The sequence below is a fragment of the Pseudomonas cremoris genome (genome assembly GCF_014230465.1).
The window spans coordinates 258,448-278,977 of the sequence record NZ_JAAXCY010000004.1 but is presented as its reverse complement, the minus strand read 5'-3'; the positions used below and the strand labels follow the sequence as shown (position 1 = coordinate 278,977).

Sequence of the window (20,530 nt, the reverse complement as noted above, 5' to 3'; positions counted from 1 at the left end):
TTGGATAGGTTTTCAACCATTCCACCCGATCGAACGGGGGATCAATTCTTCCCGAATCACCCTTGTAGGCTGCTGCACGTTACAGTCGCTAGGTTGCGCTGCCACAAGTGGGCGCCGACAAATGGTTTTCGAGGTGGCAAAAAGGGGGCCAAGCCCCCTTTTTGCTTACTGAGTCAACGCCAGGGCGTCAATTACTCAGCGGCAGCTACCGGAGCTTCTTCAACGAACTGCTCGGTACCACCAGCAACGTGGTTGCGACCACGGATTACAGCGTCAGCCATCGAACCCATGTACAGCTGGATAGCGCGGATTGCGTCATCGTTGCCTGGGATGATGTAGTCAACGCCTTCCGGGCTGCTGTTGGTATCGACTACGCCGATAACAGGGATGCCCAGCTTGTTGGCTTCGGTGATCGCGATGCGCTCGTGATCAACGTCGATAACGAACAGTGCGTCAGGCAGACCGCCCATGTCCTTGATACCACCCAGGGAACGATCGAGCTTTTCCAGGTCACGGGAGCGCATCAGCGCTTCTTTCTTGGTCAGCTTGGCGAAAGTACCGTCTTCGGCTTGCACTTCAAGGTCACGCAGACGCTTGATGGAAGCACGGATGGTTTTGAAGTTGGTCAGCATGCCGCCCAACCAGCGGTGATCGACGTACGGCGAGCCGCAACGTGCTGCTTCTTCAGCAACGATCTTGCCAGCGGAACGCTTGGTGCCGACGAACAGGATCTTGTTTTTGCCCTGGGCCAGACGCTCTACGAAAGTCAGAGCTTCGTTGAACATTGGCAGGGTTTTTTCAAGGTTGATAATGTGAATCTTGTTACGCGCGCCGAAAATGTATTTACCCATTTTCGGGTTCCAGTAACGGGTCTGGTGACCGAAGTGCACACCGGCCTTCAGCATATCGCGCATGTTGACTTGGGACATGATAGTTCCTTAATAAGTCGGGTTTGGCCTCCACGTATCCCAATGACCAACCAGCGGCATCAAGGCCTCCGGCACCCAGGTCATCGTGTCGACACGTGTGTGGATTTAAGCTCTGCGGGGTATCCCCGGAAAGCGGCGCATTTTATACCACAGCATCGACAAAAACGAAACCCGCAATCACATTTGCCGTCGACCGCTTTCACGCAAGCCCTTGAATAGAGCCAACAACCCCCTACCTTATAGAGAGAAGCGATCATCAGAGGCTCATGATTTGACGCCATCGTCTGTTAGAATCGCGTTTTCTGTGGCTTGTGCGAATTCTGTAACCTTTTGTCGCGCGCCCGTAAACCGTATTGATTTCAGCGCGTCGCGCTAGAGAGAGCCTGTATGACCGTTAGTTTGAAAACCGCCGAAGACATTGCTGGCATGCGCATCGCCGGCAAACTGGCTGCCGACGTGCTGGAAATGATTGCCGAACACGTCAAGCCCGGCGTCACCACCGAGACCCTGAACCAGATCTGCCACGACTATATAGTCAACGTGCAAGGTGCCATCCCTGCGCCACTGAACTACAAGGGTTTCCCCAAGTCGATCTGCACCTCGGTCAACCACGTGGTTTGCCACGGTATTCCGGGCGACAAACCGTTGAAGGACGGCGACACTCTGAACATCGACGTCACCGTGATCAAGGACCGTTATTTCGGCGATACCAGCCGCATGTTCCACGTCGGCACCGTGCCGGTCTGGGCAGAGCGCCTGTCCCAGGTGACCCAGGAATGCATGTACAAGGCCATCGAGATCGTAAAACCTGGCTGCCGCCTGGGCGACATCGGTGAAGTTATCCAGAAGCACGCCGAAAAGAACGGCTTCTCGGTCGTGCGCGAATTCTGCGGCCATGGCATCGGCACCGTGTTCCACGAGGAACCACAAATCCTGCACTACGGCCGTGCCGGCACCGGCATGGAACTGAAAGCCGGCATGACCTTCACCATCGAGCCGATGATCAACCAGGGCAAGGCCGACACCAAAGTGCTGGGCGACGGTTGGACCGCCATCACCAAGGACCGCAAGCTCTCCGCCCAGTGGGAACACACCCTGCTGGTGACCGAGACCGGCTACGAGATCTTTACCCTGCGCGCCGACGACACGATCCCACGCGTTTCGGGTGCCGTTTAGGTGTAAGCAGGTTGCTTCAGGTTTTCCCACATTGTGTAGTGACTGACTGAATAGATAGAAAGGAAAGCCGATCGATGCCCCAGGTGGATCCCGAACTCTTCGACCGTGGCCAGTTCCAGGCCGAGCTGGCCCTGAAGGCGAGCCCTATCGCCGCTTTCAAGAAGGCGATCCGCCAGGCCCGCGAGGTACTCGACGAGCGCTTTCGCAGTGGCCGCGACATCCGCCGGCTGATCGAGGACCGCGCCTGGTTCGTCGATAACATCCTGCAAAAGGCCTGGGAGCAGTTCAGCTGGAGCGAAGACGCCGATATCGCCCTGGTGGCGGTTGGCGGCTACGGTCGTGGTGAGTTGCACCCCTACTCCGACATCGACCTGCTGATCCTGCTGGACAGCGCCGATCACGAGATCTTTCGCGATTCCATCGAGCGTTTTCTCACGTTGCTGTGGGACATCGGCCTGGAAGTCGGCCAGAGCGTTCGCTCAGTGGACGAATGCGCCGAAGAAGCCCGCGCCGACCTCACCGTCATCACCAACTTGATGGAAAGCCGCACCATCGCCGGCCCCGAGCGTTTGCGCCAGCGCATGCTCGAAGTCACCAGCACCGCGCACATGTGGCCGAGCAAGGATTTCTTCCTGGCCAAGCGTGCCGAGCAGAAAGCCCGGCACCACAAATACAACGACACCGAATACAACCTGGAACCCAACGTCAAAGGCTCGCCTGGCGGGTTGCGGGATATCCAGACGATCCTGTGGGTAGCCCGCCGCCAGTACGGCACTCTGAACCTGCGCGCCCTGGCGGGCGAGGGGTTCCTGGTTGAGAGCGAAAACGCCCTGCTCGCCTCGTCCCAGGAATTCTTGTGGAAGGTCCGCTACGCCCTGCACATGCTGGCCGGCCGCTCCGAGGACCGCCTGCTGTTCGACCACCAGCGCTCCATCGCCACCCTGCTTGGGTTTGAGGGTGAAGACGCGAAGACCAGCATCGAAAGTTTCATGCAGCAGTATTACCGGGTCGTCATGAGCATTGCCCAGCTCAGCGACCTGATCATCCAGCACTTCGAAGAGGTGATCCTGGCCCCCGAAGACGAAGCGCCACCGCAGCCGATCAATGCGCGCTTCCAGTTGCACGACGGTTATATCGAGGCGCGCAACGACAACGTGTTCCGCCGAACGCCGTTCGCGATGCTGGAGATCTTCGTGCTGATGGCCCAGCAGCCGGAAATCAAAGGCGTGCGTGCCGACACCATCCGCCTGCTACGCGAAAACCGTCACCTGATCGACGACGACTTCCGCAACGATATCCGCAACACCAGCCTGTTCATCGAGCTGTTCAAATGCAAGATCGGCATCCATCGCAACCTGCGGCGCATGAACCGTTACGGCATCCTTGGGCGCTACCTGCCAGAGTTCGGCTTTATCGTCGGGCAGATGCAGCACGACCTGTTCCACATCTATACCGTGGACGCCCACACCCTGAACCTGATCAAGCACCTGCGTAAGTTGCAGTACACCCAGGTGTCAGAGAAATTCCCACTGGCCAGCAAACTCATGGCCAAGCTGCCCAAGCCCGAACTGATCTACCTGGCCGGGCTGTACCACGACATCGGCAAGGGCCGGCATGGCGATCACTCGGAAGTCGGTGCCGTTGACGCCGAAGCGTTCTGCCAGCGCCATCAGTTGCCCGTGTGGGACAGCCGCCTGATCGTCTGGCTGGTGCAGAACCACCTGGTGATGTCGACCACCGCCCAGCGCAAAGACTTGTCCGACCCGCAGGTAATCCACGACTTCGCCGGGATCGTCGGCGACGAGACCCGCCTCGACTACCTGTACGTGCTCACCGTTTCCGATATCAACGCCACCAACCCGACGCTGTGGAACTCGTGGCGCGCCAGCCTGCTGCGCCAGCTGTACACCGAGACCAAGCGCGCCCTGCGCCGTGGCCTGGAAAACCCGGTAGACCGCGAAGAACAGATCCGCCGCACCCAAAGCGCGGCCCTGGACATTCTGGTACGCGGCGGCAACGACCCGGACGACGTCGAGCAGTTGTGGTCGCAACTGGGTGACGATTACTTCCTGCGCCACACGGCTGGCGATGTCGCCTGGCACAGCGACGCGATCCTGCAGCAACCGGCCGATGGCGGCCCGCTGGTGTTGATCAAGGAAACCACCCAGCGCGAATTCGAAGGCGGCACGCAGATCTTCATCTATGCGCCGGACCAGCACGACTTCTTCGCTGTGACCGTGGCGGCCATGGACCAACTCAACCTGAACATTCATGACGCACGCGTGATCACCTCCAGCAGCCAGTTCACCCTCGACACCTATATCGTGCTCGACACCGAAGGCGAGTCGATTGGCGATAACCCCGCACGTGTGAAAAAGATTCGCGAAGGCCTTACCGAGGCCCTGCGCAACCCTGACGACTATCCGACCATCATCCAGCGCCGGGTACCGCGCCAGCTCAAGCACTTTGCATTTGCGCCACAGGTGACCATCTCCAATGACGCCCAGCGCCCGGTGACGGTGCTGGAACTCAGCGCGCCGGATCGCCCTGGCCTACTGGCGCGTATCGGCGGGATCTTCCTGGAATTCGACCTGTCGTTGCAGAACGCCAAGATTGCGACCCTCGGCGAGCGTGTGGAAGACGTGTTCTTCATCACCGACGCCGACAACCAGCCGCTGTCCGACCCCGAGCTGTGCCGGCGCTTGCAGGAAGCCATCGTGCAGCAGTTGAGCGTGACTCAAGAGCCTGGGGTCGAGCTCACCCGGCTGACCATTTGAACACCCAATTTCACTGTGGGAGCAGGCTTGTGTGGGAGCGGGCTTGCTCGCGAATGCAGTCTGTCGGCTACACATGAGCTGACTGATCCACCGCTTTCGCGAGCAAGCCCGCTCCCACACTGGACTTTCTTTACCCAGCAGACCGCATGCTTTCAACTGATTTTGAACGAGGCTTACATGAACAACGCCCTGAACCAGCTCCAGCCCTACCCGTTCGAGAAACTGCGCGCCCTGCTGGGCAGCGTTACGCCAAACCCGGACAAGCGCCCGATCGCGCTGTCCATCGGCGAACCGAAGCACAAATCCCCGGAGTTCGTCGCCAAGGCCCTGGCCGACAACCTCGACCAGATGGCGGTTTACCCGACCACCCTGGGCATCCCGGCCCTGCGCGAGGCCATCGGCGCCTGGTGCGAACGTCGCTTCAACGTGCCCACGGGCTGGCTCGACCCGGCGCGCAATATCCTGCCGGTCAACGGCACCCGTGAAGCGCTGTTCGCCTTCACCCAAACCGTCGTCAATCGCGGTGACGATGCGCTGGTGGTGAGCCCGAACCCGTTCTACCAGATCTACGAAGGCGCCGCGTTCCTGGCCGGGGCCAAGCCGCATTACCTGCCGTGCCTGGACAGCAACGGCTTCAACCCGGACTTCGATGCCGTGACGCCGGATATCTGGAAACGCTGCCAGATCCTGTTCCTGTGCTCCCCGGGTAACCCGACCGGCGCGTTGATCCCGGTCGACACCCTGAAAAAGCTCATCGCCCTGGCCCACGAATACGACTTCGTGATCGCCGCCGACGAGTGCTACAGCGAGCTGTACTTCGACGAACAAACCCCGCCACCTGGCCTGCTGAGCGCCTGCGTCGAACTGGGGCGCCAGGACTTCAAGCGTTGCGTGGTGTTCCATAGCCTGTCCAAGCGCTCCAACCTGCCGGGCCTGCGTTCCGGTTTCGTCGCGGGCGATGCGGATATTCTCAAGGCCTTCCTGCTGTACCGTACCTATCACGGCTGCGCCATGCCGGTACAAACCCAGCTGGCCAGCATCGCGGCCTGGCAGGACGAAGCCCACGTACAGGCCAACCGTGACCTGTACCGGGAAAAATTCGACGCCGTGCTGACCATCCTCAAGCCGGTGCTGGATGTGCAAAGCCCTGACGGTGGGTTTTACCTGTGGCCGAATGTGAATGGCGATGATGCGGCGTTCTGCCGGGACTTGTTTGTGGAGGAACACGTGACCGTGGTGCCGGGCTCTTACCTGTCGCGGGAAGTAGATGGCTTTAACCCCGGCGCCGGGCGTGTGCGCATGGCCCTGGTTGCGCCGTTGGCGGAGTGTGTCGAAGCGGCGGAGCGGATCCGGGATTTTATCCAGCGTCACCGCTAAGTGTTACCTGGGTCATTTCACCGGCCCCAGATTCGCCTCACTCATATCCAAATCAGCCAACACCTCCCTCAAAACGTCATCACCGATCTGGTGATGACGGCTCAAGCTATACAATTCCAAACGCTGTGCCCGCAGGGCCTTGAGCCTTAACTTGCGCTCAAGCAGGTCCATCTGCTGCGCCAGCGCCTGGGCTTCGGCCGAGTCGTTGAACACTTCCAACTGGTGGCGGTATTCAGACATCAGGCGAGCCTTGAGCTCAGTCGCGAGCGCCGCCTGGGCAGCGTCCTGAGTTTCGGAGTCAGCGGGCTCTTCGGCTTCCAGGGCGTGGATCGCGGCAACGGCGGTCTTCTTCCAAGCCTCGCGTACCTCGTTATGGCGCTTTTCATCCGGACTCTTCTCGATACCGCGCAATAGCAGTGGCAACGCAATACACGCCGCAATCAGTGACAGCAGGATCACCCCGGCCGCAATGAAGATCAGCAAATCGCGCTCAGGAAAGTCCTGGCCCGGCGCCAGCAGCAACGGCACCGACATCACACCGGCGAGGGTCACCGCACCGCGCACGCCACCGACAGTCAGCAGCCAGCAAGACCGGGCGGTGGGCACCAGCGTCAGTTCGCTTTTCCCACGCACCCTGCGCAACAACCCCGACAGCCGCCAGATGCTCTGAACCCAGACAAACCGCAGTACTACCAGCACCAGGAAAATCCCGATCACGTCGAGGCAGCGATAGAACAACGCTGGCCATAACGTGGGCTCATGGCTGACCACAGCTTTGATGATGTCCGGCAGTTGCAGGCCCAACAGCAAGAAGATCAGGCCGTTGAAGGCAAACTCCAGCAACGACCACACACTGCGGTTGAGCAACCGTGTACTGGTCTGGCGTGGCAACAGGTCGAGCCAGCTTTGCATCATGCCCGCCGCGACTGCCGACAAGATGCCCGATGCACCCAGGCGCTCAGCCAGCACATATGCGGCAAACGGCAGCAACAACATAAACACCACGTGAGTCGCCGGATCATCCCAACCACGAGCGATCATCCATGCGCGCAGGCGGCCGACCAGCCAGCTCAGCGCCACGCCAACGGCCAAGCCACCCACCGCCACTAGCACAAACGTCAGACTGGCATCCGCCAGGGAGAACACCCCGGTCAACGCCGCCGCCAGGGCGAACTTGAAGGTCACCAGGCCCGACGCATCATTCATCAAGGCCTCGCCCTGCAGCATGTGCATCAACGGCGTAGGCAGGCGGTTCTGAGAAATGGCCGACACCGCCACGGCGTCCGTCGGCGATAAAACTGCTGCCAGGGCGAAAGCCACTGGCAGCGGGATCGTAGGCAAAATCCAATGTATGAAGTAGCCGGCACCGACTACGGTAAACAGCACGAGCCCCACCGCCAGCGTCAGGATCGGCCCGCGCAGCCGCCAAAACTCACGCTTGGGCATGCGCCAACCGTCCGAAAACAATAGCGGCGGCAGGAACAGAAACAGGAACAACTCCGGGTCCAGCGCCACATGCAGCCCCAGCGTGGGCCATGCCAGCAACGCGCCCGCAGCAATCTGCACCAAGGGCAACGGCAAAGGAATGATACGCCCGACCAGACGCGAAACGCTGACCAGCATCAGCAGGATAAGAACGGTGTAGGCGGTTTGCATAACGCGGGGTTCCCGGACAATCGACTTGCGAAGACACACTTGAGGCAACGACTGGCCGTTGAAGTGCCATATTCCCCGGCTATATTACTGGCCTGGCTGGCGCCTGGCATTTGCACATAAGTCGCACGCCGGCATGACGACCGGCACCACAGGCCGCCGGTCGTGGCATAATCCGTGACCTTTCGTTTCCATTGGTCCAAAGGGGGGCAATTCCTTGACCGTTTCAAGCAAAACCTTGCACCTTTTCGGCATCAAAGCCTGCGACACCATGAAAAAGGCGCGCACCTGGCTCGATGAGCACGGGCTGAGCTATGAGTTCCACGACTACAAAACGGCCGGTATCGACCGCGAACACTTGACCCAATGGTGCAACGAGCACGGTTGGCAGGTGGTTTTGAACCGTGCGGGCACCACCTTTCGCAAACTCGAAGACGAACGCAAAGCCGATCTCGATCAGTCGAAAGCCATTGAATTGATGCTCGCACAACCCTCGATGATCAAGCGCCCGGTGCTTGATCTCGGTGACAGAACCCTGATTGGCTTCAAGCCAGATAGTTATTCGGCGGCCCTCAAGTAGGCCAGCCCTTTCCATTTTTGTAGAGGTAACAGCATGTCCAATTCCCTGTTCAGCCTGGGCTTCGGCGTCGGCACTCAGAACCGCCAAGGTGCTTGGCTGGAAGTGTTTTACGCACAACCGCTGCTCAACCCATCGGCTGAAATCGTCGCCGCTATCGCCCCGATCCTGGGTTACACCGAAGGCAACCAGGCGATCTCCTTCACCATCAGCCAAGCGCTGCAACTGGCTGATGCCCTCAAGAACGTCGACGCGACCCAAGCGGCGCTGCTCAATCGCCTGGCTGAAAGCCATACCCCGCTGGTCGCCACCCTGCTGGCCGAAGACGCAGCACTGACCTCCACGCCTGAGGCCTACCTCAAGCTGCACCTGCTGTCCCATCGTCTGGTCAAGCCACACGGCCTGAGCCTGGCCGGTGTGTTCCCGCAACTGCCGAACGTAGCCTGGACCAGCCAGGGCGCAATCGACATCAACGAACTGGCCGAACGTCAGCTGGAAGCGCGCCTGCGTGGCGAGTTGCTGGAAGTGTTCTCGGTGGACAAGTTCCCGAAAATGACCGACTACGTGGTGCCGGCTGGCGTGCGTATCGCTGACGCCGCACGTATCCGCCTGGGCGCGTACGTGGGCGAAGGCACCACCGTGATGCACGAAGGTTTCGTCAACTTCAACGCCGGCACCGAAGGCCCGGGCATGATCGAAGGCCGTGTATCGGCGGGCGTGTTCGTCGGCAAGGGCTCGGACCTGGGCGGCGGTTGCTCCACCATGGGCACCCTGTCGGGCGGCGGCAACATCGTGATCAAGGTTGGCGAAGGCTGCCTGATCGGCGCCAACGCCGGTATCGGTATCCCGTTGGGCGATCGCAACACCGTGGAGTCGGGCCTGTACGTTACCGCCGGCACCAAGGTTGCGCTGCTGGACGAGCAGAACCAACTGGTAAAAGTGGTCAAGGCGCGTGAACTGGCCGGCCAGCCGGACCTGCTGTTCCGCCGCAACTCCGAGACCGGTGCCGTGGAGTGCAAAACCCACAAATCGGCCATCGAACTGAACGAAGCGCTGCACGCTCACAACTAAGCAGCCACTCGATGCCACTAGCGGGCCCCGATCCTGGGGCTCGTTTATACGAGTTTGAACACCATGCTTGTGCCCTCCCTCTGGCGCGCCGATTTCCCGGCCATCGCCACCCTGCAACGGCAAGACCAGACCTATCTGGACAATGCCGCTACCACACAAAAACCCCAGGCCCTGTTGGATGCCATCAGCCATTACTACGCCAATGGCGCAGCCAATGTGCACCGTGCCCAGCATTTGCCAGGCGCCCATGCGACCCAGGCTTTCGAAGACAGCCGCAGCAAGGTCGCGCAGTGGTTGAACGCAGGTGACAGCGGGCAAATCGTGTTTACCCACGGCGCAACCTCTGCGCTGAACCTCTTGGCCTATGGCCTGGAGCATCTATTCAATGCGGGCGATGAGATTGTTATCAGCGCCCTGGAACACCACGCCAACCTGCTGCCGTGGCAGCAATTGGCTAAGCGTCGCGCCTTGGAACTGGTGGTGCTACCCCTGGGTGATGATGGCGTGATTGACCTCACCGCTGCCGCTGAGCTGATCGGCCCACGCACACGCCTGCTGGCCGTGAGCCAGTTATCTAACGTGTTGGGCGCCTGGCAACCGCTGGAAGCCTTGCTTGCACTGGCCCGCCCCTATGGCGCTTTGACCGTGGTCGACGGCGCCCAAGGTATCGTCCATGGTCGTCATGACGTGCAGGCACTGGGTTGCGACTTCTACGTATTCTCCAGCCACAAGCTCTACGGCCCGGATGGCGTTGGCGTGCTGTTTGGCCGCAATGAAGCCCTGCATCACCTGCGTCACTGGCAGTTTGGCGGTGAGATGGTGCAGCAGGCCGATTACCACAGCGCCACTTTCCGCCCGGCGCCGCTGGGTTTCGAAGCCGGTACACCGCCGATTGCCAGCGTGATCGGCCTGGGCGCCAGCCTGGACTACCTGAGTTCGCTGGACCAGCCAGCCGTCATCGCTCATGAAGCAGCCTTGCATGACTACCTGTTGCGCGGGCTCAAAGCACGCAATGGCGTGCAGGTACTGGGATCACCCCAGGTGGCACTGGTCAGCTTCGTGGTCGAAGGCGTACACAACGCCGACCTTGCCCACCTGCTGACCGAACAAGGCATTGCCGTGCGCGCTGGCCATCATTGTGCGATGCCGCTGCTCAAGGCGATGCACTTGTCGGGGGCGATCCGTGTGTCGCTTGCGCTGTACAACGACTCCGATGACCTGGAGCGCTTCTTTGAAGCGCTGGACCAAGCGCTGGATATGTTGCGATGAGCTTGCCCGTTGATGCGACGAACGCGCTTGAAGCGTTCCAAGCCGTCCGTAGCTGGGAACAGCGCGCCCGCATGCTGATGCAATGGGGCGAACGCATGCCGGCCCTGGCCGCTGAAGACAAAGTCGACGCCAACCTGGTGCAGGGTTGCGAAAGCCTGGTGTGGTTGGTGGGGCGTTTACAGGATGGGCATTGGCAGTTTGCTGCGAGCAGCGATGCGCGGTTGATTCGCGGGCTGGTGGCGTTGCTGCTGGCGCGAGTGAATGGGCTTTCTGCCGTCGAGTTGCAGGCGGTGGACTTGCCCGACTGGTTCAATCAATTGGGCCTTTCCCGCCAACTGTCACCATCCCGCAGCAATGGCTTGAATGCAGTGTTGCAGCGCATGCGGGCGTTGAGCCTTACACAAAACTAAATGTGGGAGCGGGCTTGCTCGCGAAAGCAGAGTGTCAGTCGGTACATCACTGCCTGAACCACCGCATTCGCGAGCAAGCCCGCTCCCACATTTTAAATAGTGTATGGAGCTGCAATCTAAGCAGGTTTGACCCGCTCCGAAGGCCTGCGCACCCCGGCCACAATCTTGTCCACCGCTTTCGTCGCCGCGACCATGCCGAACGTGGCCGTGACCATCATCACCGCGCCAAACCCTCCGGCGCAGTCCAGCTTCACCCCGTCACCCACGAAACTCTTCTGCAAGCAAATGCTGCCGTCCGGCTTGGGATAGCGCAGTTGCTCGGTGGAAAACACACACGGCACGCTGTAATGACGTGTAACGGTGCGCGAGAAGCCGTAATCGCGGCGCAGCGTGGAGCGCACTTTCGACGCCAACGGGTCATTGAAGGTGCGGTTCAGGTCGCACACCTGGATCAGCGTCGGGTCGATCTGCCCGCCCGCACCGCCGGTGGTGATGATCTGGATCTTGCGGCGCTTGCACCAGGCGATCAGCGCAGCCTTGGCGTTGACGGCGTCGATGCAGTCGATCACGCAATCAATGTTGGGGGTGATGTATTCGGCCATGGTGTCACGGGTCACGAAATCCGCAACCGCATGCACAGTGCAATCCGGGTTAATACCACGCAGGCGTTCGGCCATCACCTCGACCTTGGGCTTGCCAACGGTGCTGTCCAGCGCATGCAACTGGCGGTTGCTGTTGCTCACACAGACGTCGTCCAGGTCAAACAGCGAAATCTCGCCCACACCGCACCGGGCCATGGCTTCTGCCGCCCAGGAGCCCACGCCGCCGACGCCGACGATCGCCACATGGGCCGCTTTCAAGCGTTCCAGGCCTTCAATGCCATACAAGCGGGCGACGCCTGCAAACCGCGGATCTTCTGTACTCATGACCATTACCCCAAAAACCGGCGCGCATTATGGACTACAGAGCGACAAGTTCGAAGCGACAAGCTACAAGTAAAGAACTTAGATGGCCTTTCGCTGACTAACGTCCGGCTTTTCTCTGTCTGCTATACGCTCAGGGAAGCGTCGGTGTAGGATGCGCGCCGTTCGGCGCTGGCCGACACCTCTTTTCGTTCCACACCCTTTGGAACCCGAAATAACCATGGCATCGCGTAAATTTGGACTCAACCTGGTGATCGTGTTGGCAATCGCCGCACTGTTTACCGGCTTCTGGGCGCTGATCAACCGCCCCGTCACTGCTCCCAACTGGCCTGAGCAGATCTCCGGTTTTTCCTACTCGCCGTTCCAACAAGGCCAGTTCCCACAGAAAGACCAATACCCCACCGACGATCAGATGCGCCGTGATCTTGAGATCATGAGCAAGCTGACGGACAACATCCGTACCTACTCGGTCGACGGCACACTGGGAGACATCCCCAAGCTGGCGGAAGAGTTCGGCCTGCGGGTAACCCTGGGTATCTGGATCAGCCCTGACCTGGAACGCAACGAGCGTGAAATCCAGCGCGCCATCGAGATCGCCAACAGCTCGCGCAGCGTAGTACGGGTAGTGGTCGGCAACGAAGCCTTGTTCCGTGAGGAAATCACCCCAGAAGCACTGATCGTGCTGCTGGACCGCGTACGCGCCGCCGTGAAAGTGCCGGTGACAACGTCCGAGCAATGGCACATCTGGGAAAAGAACCCGCAACTGGCCAAGCACGTCGACCTGATCGCCGCGCACATCCTGCCGTTCTGGGAATACATTCCGATGGACAAGGCCGGCCAGTACGTACTCGACCGCGCGAAAGACCTGAAGAAACTGTTCCCGAAAAAGCCACTGTTGCTGTCGGAAGTTGGCTGGCCGAGCAACGGCCGCATGCGCGGTGGTAATGAAACATCCCCGGCCGACCAAGCGATTTACCTACGCACGCTGGTGAACAAGCTGAACCGCCAGGGCTACAACTATTTCGTGATCGAGGCCTTCGATCAGCCGTGGAAAGTCAGCGACGAAGGCTCCGCCGGCGCTTACTGGGGCGTGTACAACGCGGCGCGCCAGCAGAAATTCAACTTTGAAGGCCCAGTGGTCGCGATCCCGCAATGGCGCGTGCTGGCTATCGGCTCGGTGGTGCTTGCGCTGCTGTCCCTGACCCTGCTGATGATCGACGGCTCGGCCCTGCGCCAGCGTGGCCGCACGTTCCTGACGTTTATCGCGTTCCTGTGCGGGTCGGTGCTGGTGTGGATTGGCTACGACTACAGCCAGCAATACAGCACCTGGTTCAGTGTCACCGTGGGCATTCTTCTGGCCCTCGGCGCACTCGGCGTGTTTATCGTGCTGCTGACCGAAGCCCATGAACTGGCAGAAGCGGTATGGACCCACAAGCGTCGGCGTGAATTCCTGCCGGTCGAAGGTGATTCGGACTACCGCCCGAAAGTGTCGATCCACGTGCCGTGCTACAACGAGCCGCCGGAGATGGTCAAACAGACCCTCGACGCCCTGGCCGCGCTGGATTATCCGGACTACGAAGTCCTGATCATCGACAACAACACCAAGGACCCTGCTGTATGGGAACCGGTGCGTGACTACTGCGAGACCCTGGGCCCGCGCTTCAAGTTCTTCCACGTCGCGCCCCTGGCCGGTTTCAAGGGCGGTGCCCTGAACTACCTGATCCCGCACACCGCCAAGGACGCCGAAGTGATCGCGGTAATCGACTCGGATTACTGCGTGTCGCCGAACTGGCTCAAGCACATGGTGCCGCACTTCGCCGACCCGAAAATCGCCGTGGTGCAGTCGCCGCAGGACTACCGCGACCAGAACGAAAGTACCTTCAAGAAGCTCTGCTACGCGGAATACAAGGGTTTCTTCCATATCGGCATGGTCACCCGCAACGACCGTGACGCGATCATCCAGCACGGCACCATGACCATGACCCGTCGCTCGGTGCTCGAAGAGCTGGGCTGGGCCGATTGGTGTATCTGTGAAGACGCCGAGCTGGGCCTACGCGTATTTGAGAAAGGTCTGTCAGCGGCGTATTACCACGACAGTTACGGCAAGGGCTTGATGCCGGATACCTTTATCGACTTCAAGAAACAGCGTTTCCGCTGGGCGTACGGCGCGATCCAGATCATCAAGCGTCACACCGCCAGCTTGCTGCGCGGCAAGGACACCGAGCTGACCCGTGGCCAGCGCTACCACTTCCTCGCGGGCTGGTTGCCGTGGGTGGCGGACGGCATGAACATCTTCTTCACCGTGGGCGCCCTGTTGTGGTCGGCGGCGATGATCATCGTGCCAACGCGGGTCGACCCGCCGCTGCTGATTTTCGCGATCCCGCCGTTGGCGTTGTTCGTGTTCAAGGTGGGCAAGATCATCTTCCTGTACCGCCGCGCGGTTGGCGTGAACCTCAAGGATGCGTTCTGCGCGGCCTTGGCCGGTTTGGCGTTGTCCCACACCATCGCCAAAGCAGTGCTGTATGGCTTCTTCACCACCAGTATTCCGTTCTTTCGTACACCGAAAAACGCGGATAACCACGGCTTCTGGGTAGCCATCTCCGAAGCCCGCGAAGAAATGTTCATCATGCTGCTGTTGTGGGGCGCTGCGCTGGGGATCTACCTGGTGCAGGGCCTGCCGAGCAATGACATCCGCTTCTGGGTGGTGATGCTGCTGGTGCAGTCGCTGCCGTATGTGGCGGCATTGATCATGGCGTTCCTGTCGTCGCTGCCTAAACCTGCGGCTGAGCCTGAGCCCGCACCCGCGGCGTAAAAACTTGCGCAATGCACTAAACGGCGGCCTCTGGCCGCCGTTTTGCTATAAGATAACGGCCGTTTTGTGCGCCTTGCCTGCTCATCTTATAAAGCTGTGGAGTTTCCCCCATGACGGCCCATGCCGACCTTTCGCCGACCCTTCAACTTGCCATCGACCTGATCCGTCGCCCCTCCGTGACGCCGATCGACGCCGATTGCCAGAAGCTGATGATGCAGCGCCTGGGCGACGCCGGTTTTGCACTTGAGCCGATGCGCATCGAGGACGTGGATAACTTCTGGGCCACCCACGGCAAGCACGACGGCCCGGTATTGTGTTTTGCCGGCCACACCGATGTGGTACCGACCGGCCCGGTGCAGGCCTGGCAGAACGACCCGTTCGACGCGCTGATCGACGAAAACGGCATGCTCTGTGGGCGTGGCGCGGCCGACATGAAAGGCAGCCTGGCCGCGATGCTGGTGGCGTCGGAGCGTTTCGTCGCCGACTACCCGGACCACAAGGGCTCGGTGGCCTTCCTGATCACCAGCGATGAAGAAGGCCCGGCGCACCACGGCACCAAAGCTGTGATCGAACGCCTGGCCGCCCGCAAGGAGCGCCTGGACTGGTGCATCGTCGGCGAACCGTCGAGCACGACATTGGTAGGCGATGTGGTCAAGAATGGTCGTCGTGGCTCCCTCGGCGCCACCTTGACCGTACGCGGTGTGCAGGGCCACGTTGCCTACCCGCACTTGGCGAAGAACCCGATCCACCTGGCCGCACCGGCCCTGGCGGAACTGGCTGCCGAGCATTGGGATGATGGCAACGCCTTCTTCCCGCCAACGAGCTTCCAGATCTCCAACCTGAACTCCGGCACCGGCGCCACCAACGTGATTCCCGGTGACCTGACGGCGGTGTTCAACTTCCGCTTCTCCACCGAGTCCACTGTCGAAGGCCTGCAGCAACGTGTAGCGGCAATCCTCGACAAGCACGGCCTGGACTGGCACGTGGAGTGGGCGCTGTCGGGCCTGCCGTTCCTCACCGAGCCGGGCGCGCTGCTGGATGCGGTATCCGCGAGCATCAAGGCAATCACGGGGCGTGAAACCAAGGCGTCCACCAGCGGCGGTACGTCGGATGGGCGTTTCATCGCCACCCTCGGTACCCAGGTGGTCGAATTGGGCCCGGTCAACGCGACGATTCACCAAGTGAATGAGCGCATCCTGGCCAGCGACCTCGATGTGCTGACCGAAATCTACTACCAAACCCTGATCAAGTTGCTCGCCTGATGCTCGCTTGCCCCATTTGCAGCGCCCCGCTCAACGCGGTGGACAATGGCGTGGCGTGCCCGGCCGGGCACCGTTTCGACCGCGCGCGCCAGGGTTACCTGAACCTGTTGCCGGTGCAGCACAAGAACAGCCGCGACCCGGGCGACAACCTCGCCATGGTCGAGGCACGCCGCGACTTCCTCAACGCCGGGCATTACGCGCCGGTGGCCAAGCGCCTGGCCGAATTGGCCGCTGAACGCGCTCCACAGCGCTGGGTGGACATCGGTTGTGGCGAGGGCTACTACACCGCGCAAATCGCCGATGCCCTGCCCCACGCAGACGGCTACGCACTGGATATATCCAAGGAAGCGGTCAAGCGCGCGTGCAAGCGCAACCCTAACCTGACCTGGTTGATCGCCAGTATGGCCCGCGTGCCGTTGGCCGACGCCAGTTGCCAATTCCTGGCCAGTGTCTTCAGCCCTTTGGACTGGGAAGAGGCCAAACGCCTGCTCAGCCCTGGCGGCGGTTTGATGAAGGTCGGCCCCACCAGCGGCCACCTGATGGAATTGCGCGAACGCCTCTACGACGAAGTGCGTGAGTACACTGACGACAAGCACCTGGCCCTGGTGCCAGAAGGCATGAGCCTTGCGCACAGCGAAACCCTGGAGTTCACGCTGAGCCTGGCCGAGCCCCAGGACCGCGCCAACCTGCTGGCCATGACGCCCCACGGCTGGCGTGCCAGCGCCGAGCGTCGCACCCAAGTGATCGAGGCGGCCGAGCCGCTGCTGGTCACTGTGTCGATGCGCTACGACTATTTCGTGCTTCAATAACCGACTTTTCCGCGAATGGATTTTTAAAATCCCGCAACGAGGAACATCCATGCGCCAACCCGATATCGAGATTTACCTGAAGGACGCCGACGTCGACCACCGAGCCATCGCCGCCTGGCTGGGCGCTGCCCTGGGCCCGTGCACCGACTGGGTCCAGAAGGGCCAGACCTACAAGTGCAAGGCCGGCAACGTGCCCGTGACCTGGCTGCCGAAAGCCGTAGGCAAATGGAACAGCCTGTACCTGGAAAGCGACCAGACCCCGTGGGACGACGACATCGCCTGCGCCCGCGCTGCGTTTGCCGCGCTGAACGTTGAAGTGCGTTGCGCGCCGGGCACGTGGGTGGAAGAGGAAGGTGAAGAGAGCGCGGATCGCTGGATGCGCATCAGCGCGGATGGTGAAGAAGAAATCACCTGGAAAACTGCATAAAACCTGAATTGTGAACCCAATCAAATGTGGGAGCGGGCTTGCTCGCGAAGGCGGTGTATCAGTCACTGAAGATGTTGACTGAAGCACCGCCTCCGCGAGCAAGCCCGCTCCCACATTGGTTTTTGCGCTGGACTTACAGCCCCACCACATCCTCCGCCTGCAACCCCTTCTCGCCGGTCACCACGGCGTATTCCACCTGCTGGCCCTCGGCCAGCGAGCGGTGGCCTTCACCACGAATGGCGCGGTAGTGCACAAACACATCCTTGCCGTCTTCGCGCTGAATGAACCCATAACCCTTTGCATCGTTGAACCACTTCACATTGCCTGTTTCGCGCGTTGCCATTTGTCTCACTCCCACTTGCATTTTTATTGTTGAGTGCCGCATTGAACTGCCGAGTATAAGACAGGCTCAAAAACGATCAACTCAAGTTTACATCGCTGCTTTTTTGCCGATTTTCGGCGAATACGGCACACTACCGACCCGAGCACCTGCTCGGTTTTAACCACTTGAAGCAGCACGCCTATGACCCGCTCCCCGTTCCGCCGTCTGGTGTTTGGCACCTTGCGCCGACTGTTGTACCTCTGGGTTCGCTCGGAGACGATCAACCAGTCGTCCCTTACTCTTAACCTGGACCGCAGCCGGCCGGTGTTCTACGTCCTGCAATCACCCTCCCTTACCGAATTGGCCGTGGTCGATGCCGAGTGCACCAAGGCGGGCCTGCCACGCCCGGTGCTACCGGTATCGGTGGGCCCGCTGATGGAACCGGCGGCGTTCTTCTACCTCACGCCGGAGCCGGACTGGCTTGGCCGTCAGGACAAGCGCGGCGCGCCGCCCACCTTGACGCGTCTGGTCAACACCCTGACCGAACACGCCGAAGAGAATGCACAAATCATTCCGGTCAGCGTGTTCTGGGGGCAATCGCCCGAGAGCGAGTCCAGCCCGTGGAAGCTGCTGTTTGCCGACAGCTGGGCCGTTACCGGCCGTCTGCGCCGACTGCTGAGTATCCTGATCCTCGGTCGCAAGACCCGTGTGCAATTCTCTGCGCCCATCAACCTGCGTGAATTGATCGAGCACAATAAAGGTCACGAACGCACGGTGCGTATGGCTCAACGCATCCTGCGGGTGCATTTCCGTAACCTGAAAACCGCCGTGATCGGCCCCGACCTGTCTCACCGCCGCAACCTGGTGAAGGGCCTGGTCAACATGCCGCTGGTGCGCCAGGCCATCGCCGATGAAGCCGAACGGGGAAAAATCAGCCCGGAAAAGGCCAAGGCCCAGGCCCTGCGCTATGGCAACGAGATCGCCTCGGACTACACCTACACCGCGATCCGCTTCCTCGAAGTGGTATTGAGCTGGTTCTGGAACAAGATCTACGACGGCATCAAGGTCAATAACATCGAAGGCGTGCAGAAGGTTGCCCAGGGCTACGAGGTGATCTACGTCCCCTGCCACCGCAGCCACATCGACTACCTGTTGTTGTCCTATCTGCTGTTCAAGAACGGTCTGACCCCGCCTCACATCGCCGCCGGCATCAACCTGAACATGCCGGTGATCGGCAGCCTGTTGCGCCGTGGCGGTGCGTTTTTCATGCGCCGTACCTTCAAGGGCAACCCGCTGTACACCTCGGTGTTCAACGAATACCTGCACACCCTGTTCACCAAGGGTTTCCCGGTGGAGTACTTCGTCGAGGGCGGGCGCTCGCGCACCGGGCGCATGCTGCAACCCAAGACCGGGATGCTGGCGATCACCCTGCGCAGCTTTTTGCGCTCATCGCGCATGCCCATCGTGTTTGTGCCGGTGTACATCGGCTATGAACGTGTGCTCGAAGGCCGCACCTACCTCGGCGAGTTGCGTGGCGCGAGCAAGAAGAAAGAGTCGATCTTCGATATTTTCAAAGTGGTCGGCGCGCTCAAGCAGCGTTTTGGCCAGGTGGCGGTCAACTTCGGCGAACCGATCAAGCTGGCCGAGTTCCTCGATGCCGAACAACCGGACTGGCGTGCCCAGGAACTCGGCCCGAACTACAAACCGGCGTGGCTCAACGAAACCACTAACCGTCTCGGCGAGCAGGTAGCCCGCCACTTGAACGAAGCCGCTGCCGTGAACCCGGTGAACCTGGTGGCCCTGGCACTGCTGTCCACCACGCGCCTGGCCCTGGATGAACAGGCCATGGCACGCCAGTTGGACCTGTACCTGGCGCTGCTACGCCGCGTGCCTTACTCGCCCCACACCACCTTGCCCGAAGGCGATGGCATGGCGCTGATCAAGCATGTCAAAGATATGGACCTGCTGTCGGAACAGAGCGACGCCCTCGGTAAAATTCTGTACCTGGACGAGCAGAACGCCGTCCTGATGACCTACTACCGCAACAACGTACTGCACATCTTCGCGTTGCCTGCGTTGCTGGCGAGCTTCTTCCAGAGCAGCTCGCGGATGAGCCGCGAACAGATCCTGCGCTACACCCACGCCCTGTATCCGTACCTGCAATCGGAACTTTTTATTCGCTGGTCACTGGAGGAGTTGGACACGGTCGTCGACCAATGGCTCGAAGCCTTTGTCGAACAGGGCCTGCTGCGCTTTGAAAATGACGTGTTCCTGCGCCCGGCGCCGAGTTCACGGCATTTTGTGCTGCTGACCCTGCTGTCCAAGAGCATTGCCCAGACCCTGCAACGCTTCTACATGGCGATCTCGCTGCTGCTCAACAGCGGCCAGAACAGCATCAGCGCCGAAGAACTGGAGGACCTGTGCACGATCATGGCCCAGCGCCTGTCGATCCTGCATGGCCTCAATGCCCCGGAGTTTTTCGACAAGAGTCTTTTCCGACATTTCATCCAGACCCTGCTGGAGCAAGATGTGCTGCGCCGCGATGAAGCCGGCAAATTGAGTTACCACGACATGCTCGGTGAGCTGGCCGAAGGCGCCGCCAAACGCGTGTTGCCGGCGGAGATTCGTTTGTCGATCCGCCAGGTGGCGCTGCACCGTGTGGATGACACCCCGGTCGAATCTGAAGCCGTCAAACCTGAAGAAAGCCGCTAGATTGAATAAGGCGCCGGGCGGTTT

General features: G+C 60.6%; 16 protein-coding genes. 12 read left to right on the top strand and 4 right to left on the bottom strand.

The window, feature by feature from the left end; genetic code table 11:
- Positions 1–191: 191 nt before the first annotated feature.
- Complete coding sequence (rpsB, locus tag HF257_RS11200; protein WP_003189158.1) at positions 192–929, bottom strand: 30S ribosomal protein S2; 738 nt, start codon at positions 927–929, stop codon at positions 192–194.
- 387 nt (positions 930–1,316) lie between these two features.
- Here rpsB and map point away from each other — a divergent pair, with 387 nt between their 5' ends.
- The 3 genes from map (at position 1,317) to dapC (ending at position 6,259) form a co-directional block, all read left to right on the top strand.
- Positions 1,317–2,105: a type I methionyl aminopeptidase gene (gene map / locus HF257_RS11195; protein WP_185707400.1), complete on the top strand. Its 789-nt coding sequence runs from the start codon at positions 1,317–1,319 to the stop codon at positions 2,103–2,105.
- 74 nt (positions 2,106–2,179) lie between these two features.
- Positions 2,180–4,882: a [protein-PII] uridylyltransferase gene (locus tag HF257_RS11190; RefSeq protein WP_185707402.1), complete on the top strand. Its 2,703-nt coding sequence runs from the start codon at positions 2,180–2,182 to the stop codon at positions 4,880–4,882.
- A 177-nt stretch (positions 4,883–5,059) separates the two neighbouring features.
- Positions 5,060–6,259 (top strand): succinyldiaminopimelate transaminase, encoded by a 1,200-nt coding sequence (gene dapC / locus HF257_RS11185; protein ID WP_185707404.1) that lies wholly within the window; start codon positions 5,060–5,062, stop codon positions 6,257–6,259.
- 12 nt (positions 6,260–6,271) lie between these two features.
- Here the strand turns inward: dapC and HF257_RS11180 are convergent, their stop codons facing one another.
- On the bottom strand, positions 6,272–7,915 hold the full coding sequence (locus HF257_RS11180) for a Na+/H+ antiporter (RefSeq protein ID WP_185707406.1): 1,644 nt from the start codon (positions 7,913–7,915) through the stop codon (positions 6,272–6,274).
- 268 nt (positions 7,916–8,183) lie between these two features.
- Between HF257_RS11180 and HF257_RS11175 the strand changes: the two genes are divergently transcribed.
- The 4 genes from HF257_RS11175 (at position 8,184) to HF257_RS11160 (ending at position 11,239) form a co-directional block, all read left to right on the top strand.
- A complete protein-coding gene (locus tag HF257_RS11175; protein WP_233081382.1) occupies positions 8,184–8,492 on the top strand; it encodes an arsenate reductase in 309 nt (102 codons plus the stop codon).
- A gap of 33 nt (positions 8,493–8,525) precedes the next feature.
- Positions 8,526–9,560: a 2,3,4,5-tetrahydropyridine-2,6-dicarboxylate N-succinyltransferase gene (gene dapD, locus HF257_RS11170; RefSeq protein ID WP_185707410.1), complete on the top strand. Its 1,035-nt coding sequence runs from the start codon at positions 8,526–8,528 to the stop codon at positions 9,558–9,560.
- 63 nt (positions 9,561–9,623) lie between these two features.
- On the top strand, positions 9,624–10,829 hold the full coding sequence (locus HF257_RS11165) for an aminotransferase class V-fold PLP-dependent enzyme (protein WP_185707412.1): 1,206 nt from the start codon (positions 9,624–9,626) through the stop codon (positions 10,827–10,829).
- The gene (locus tag HF257_RS11160; RefSeq protein WP_185707414.1) at positions 10,826–11,239 is read left to right on the top strand and encodes a SufE family protein; all 414 of its coding nucleotides are present in this window, start codon (positions 10,826–10,828) and stop codon (positions 11,237–11,239) included. Before HF257_RS11165 ends, HF257_RS11160 begins: the two co-directional genes overlap by 4 nt.
- A 116-nt stretch (positions 11,240–11,355) precedes the next feature.
- Here HF257_RS11160 and tcdA read toward each other — a convergent pair whose 3' ends face one another.
- A complete protein-coding gene (tcdA, locus tag HF257_RS11155) occupies positions 11,356–12,165 on the bottom strand; it encodes a tRNA cyclic N6-threonylcarbamoyladenosine(37) synthase TcdA (RefSeq protein ID WP_065877359.1) in 810 nt (269 codons plus the stop codon).
- Between the two features lie 217 nt (positions 12,166–12,382).
- On the opposite strand from tcdA, the gene HF257_RS11150 reads away from it, so the two are divergent.
- The 4 genes from HF257_RS11150 to HF257_RS11135 all read left to right on the top strand — a co-directional run bounded on the left by HF257_RS11150 (position 12,383) and on the right by HF257_RS11135 (position 17,472).
- A complete protein-coding gene (locus HF257_RS11150; protein ID WP_185707416.1) occupies positions 12,383–14,974 on the top strand; it encodes a glycosyltransferase in 2,592 nt (863 codons plus the stop codon).
- A gap of 110 nt (positions 14,975–15,084) precedes the next feature.
- Complete coding sequence (gene dapE, locus HF257_RS11145; protein WP_185707418.1) at positions 15,085–16,236, top strand: succinyl-diaminopimelate desuccinylase; 1,152 nt, start codon at positions 15,085–15,087, stop codon at positions 16,234–16,236.
- Positions 16,236–17,045 carry a putative RNA methyltransferase gene (locus HF257_RS11140; RefSeq protein WP_185707419.1) on the top strand — a complete coding sequence of 270 codons (810 nt, stop codon included), beginning with the start codon at positions 16,236–16,238 and terminating at the stop codon, positions 17,043–17,045. Before dapE ends, HF257_RS11140 begins: the two co-directional genes overlap by 1 nt.
- A 49-nt stretch (positions 17,046–17,094) precedes the next feature.
- Positions 17,095–17,472: a hypothetical protein gene (locus HF257_RS11135; protein ID WP_185707420.1), complete on the top strand. Its 378-nt coding sequence runs from the start codon at positions 17,095–17,097 to the stop codon at positions 17,470–17,472.
- A 133-nt stretch (positions 17,473–17,605) separates the two neighbouring features.
- On the opposite strand, the gene HF257_RS11130 is transcribed toward HF257_RS11135, so the two are convergent.
- The gene (locus HF257_RS11130; RefSeq protein ID WP_003219353.1) at positions 17,606–17,815 is read right to left on the bottom strand and encodes a cold-shock protein; all 210 of its coding nucleotides are present in this window, start codon (positions 17,813–17,815) and stop codon (positions 17,606–17,608) included.
- Between the two features lie 180 nt (positions 17,816–17,995).
- On the opposite strand from HF257_RS11130, the gene plsB reads away from it, so the two are divergent.
- Positions 17,996–20,506, top strand: coding sequence for a glycerol-3-phosphate 1-O-acyltransferase PlsB (plsB, locus tag HF257_RS11125; RefSeq protein ID WP_185707422.1), 2,511 nt, complete (start codon positions 17,996–17,998; stop codon positions 20,504–20,506).
- Positions 20,507–20,530: the final 24 nt, after the last annotated feature.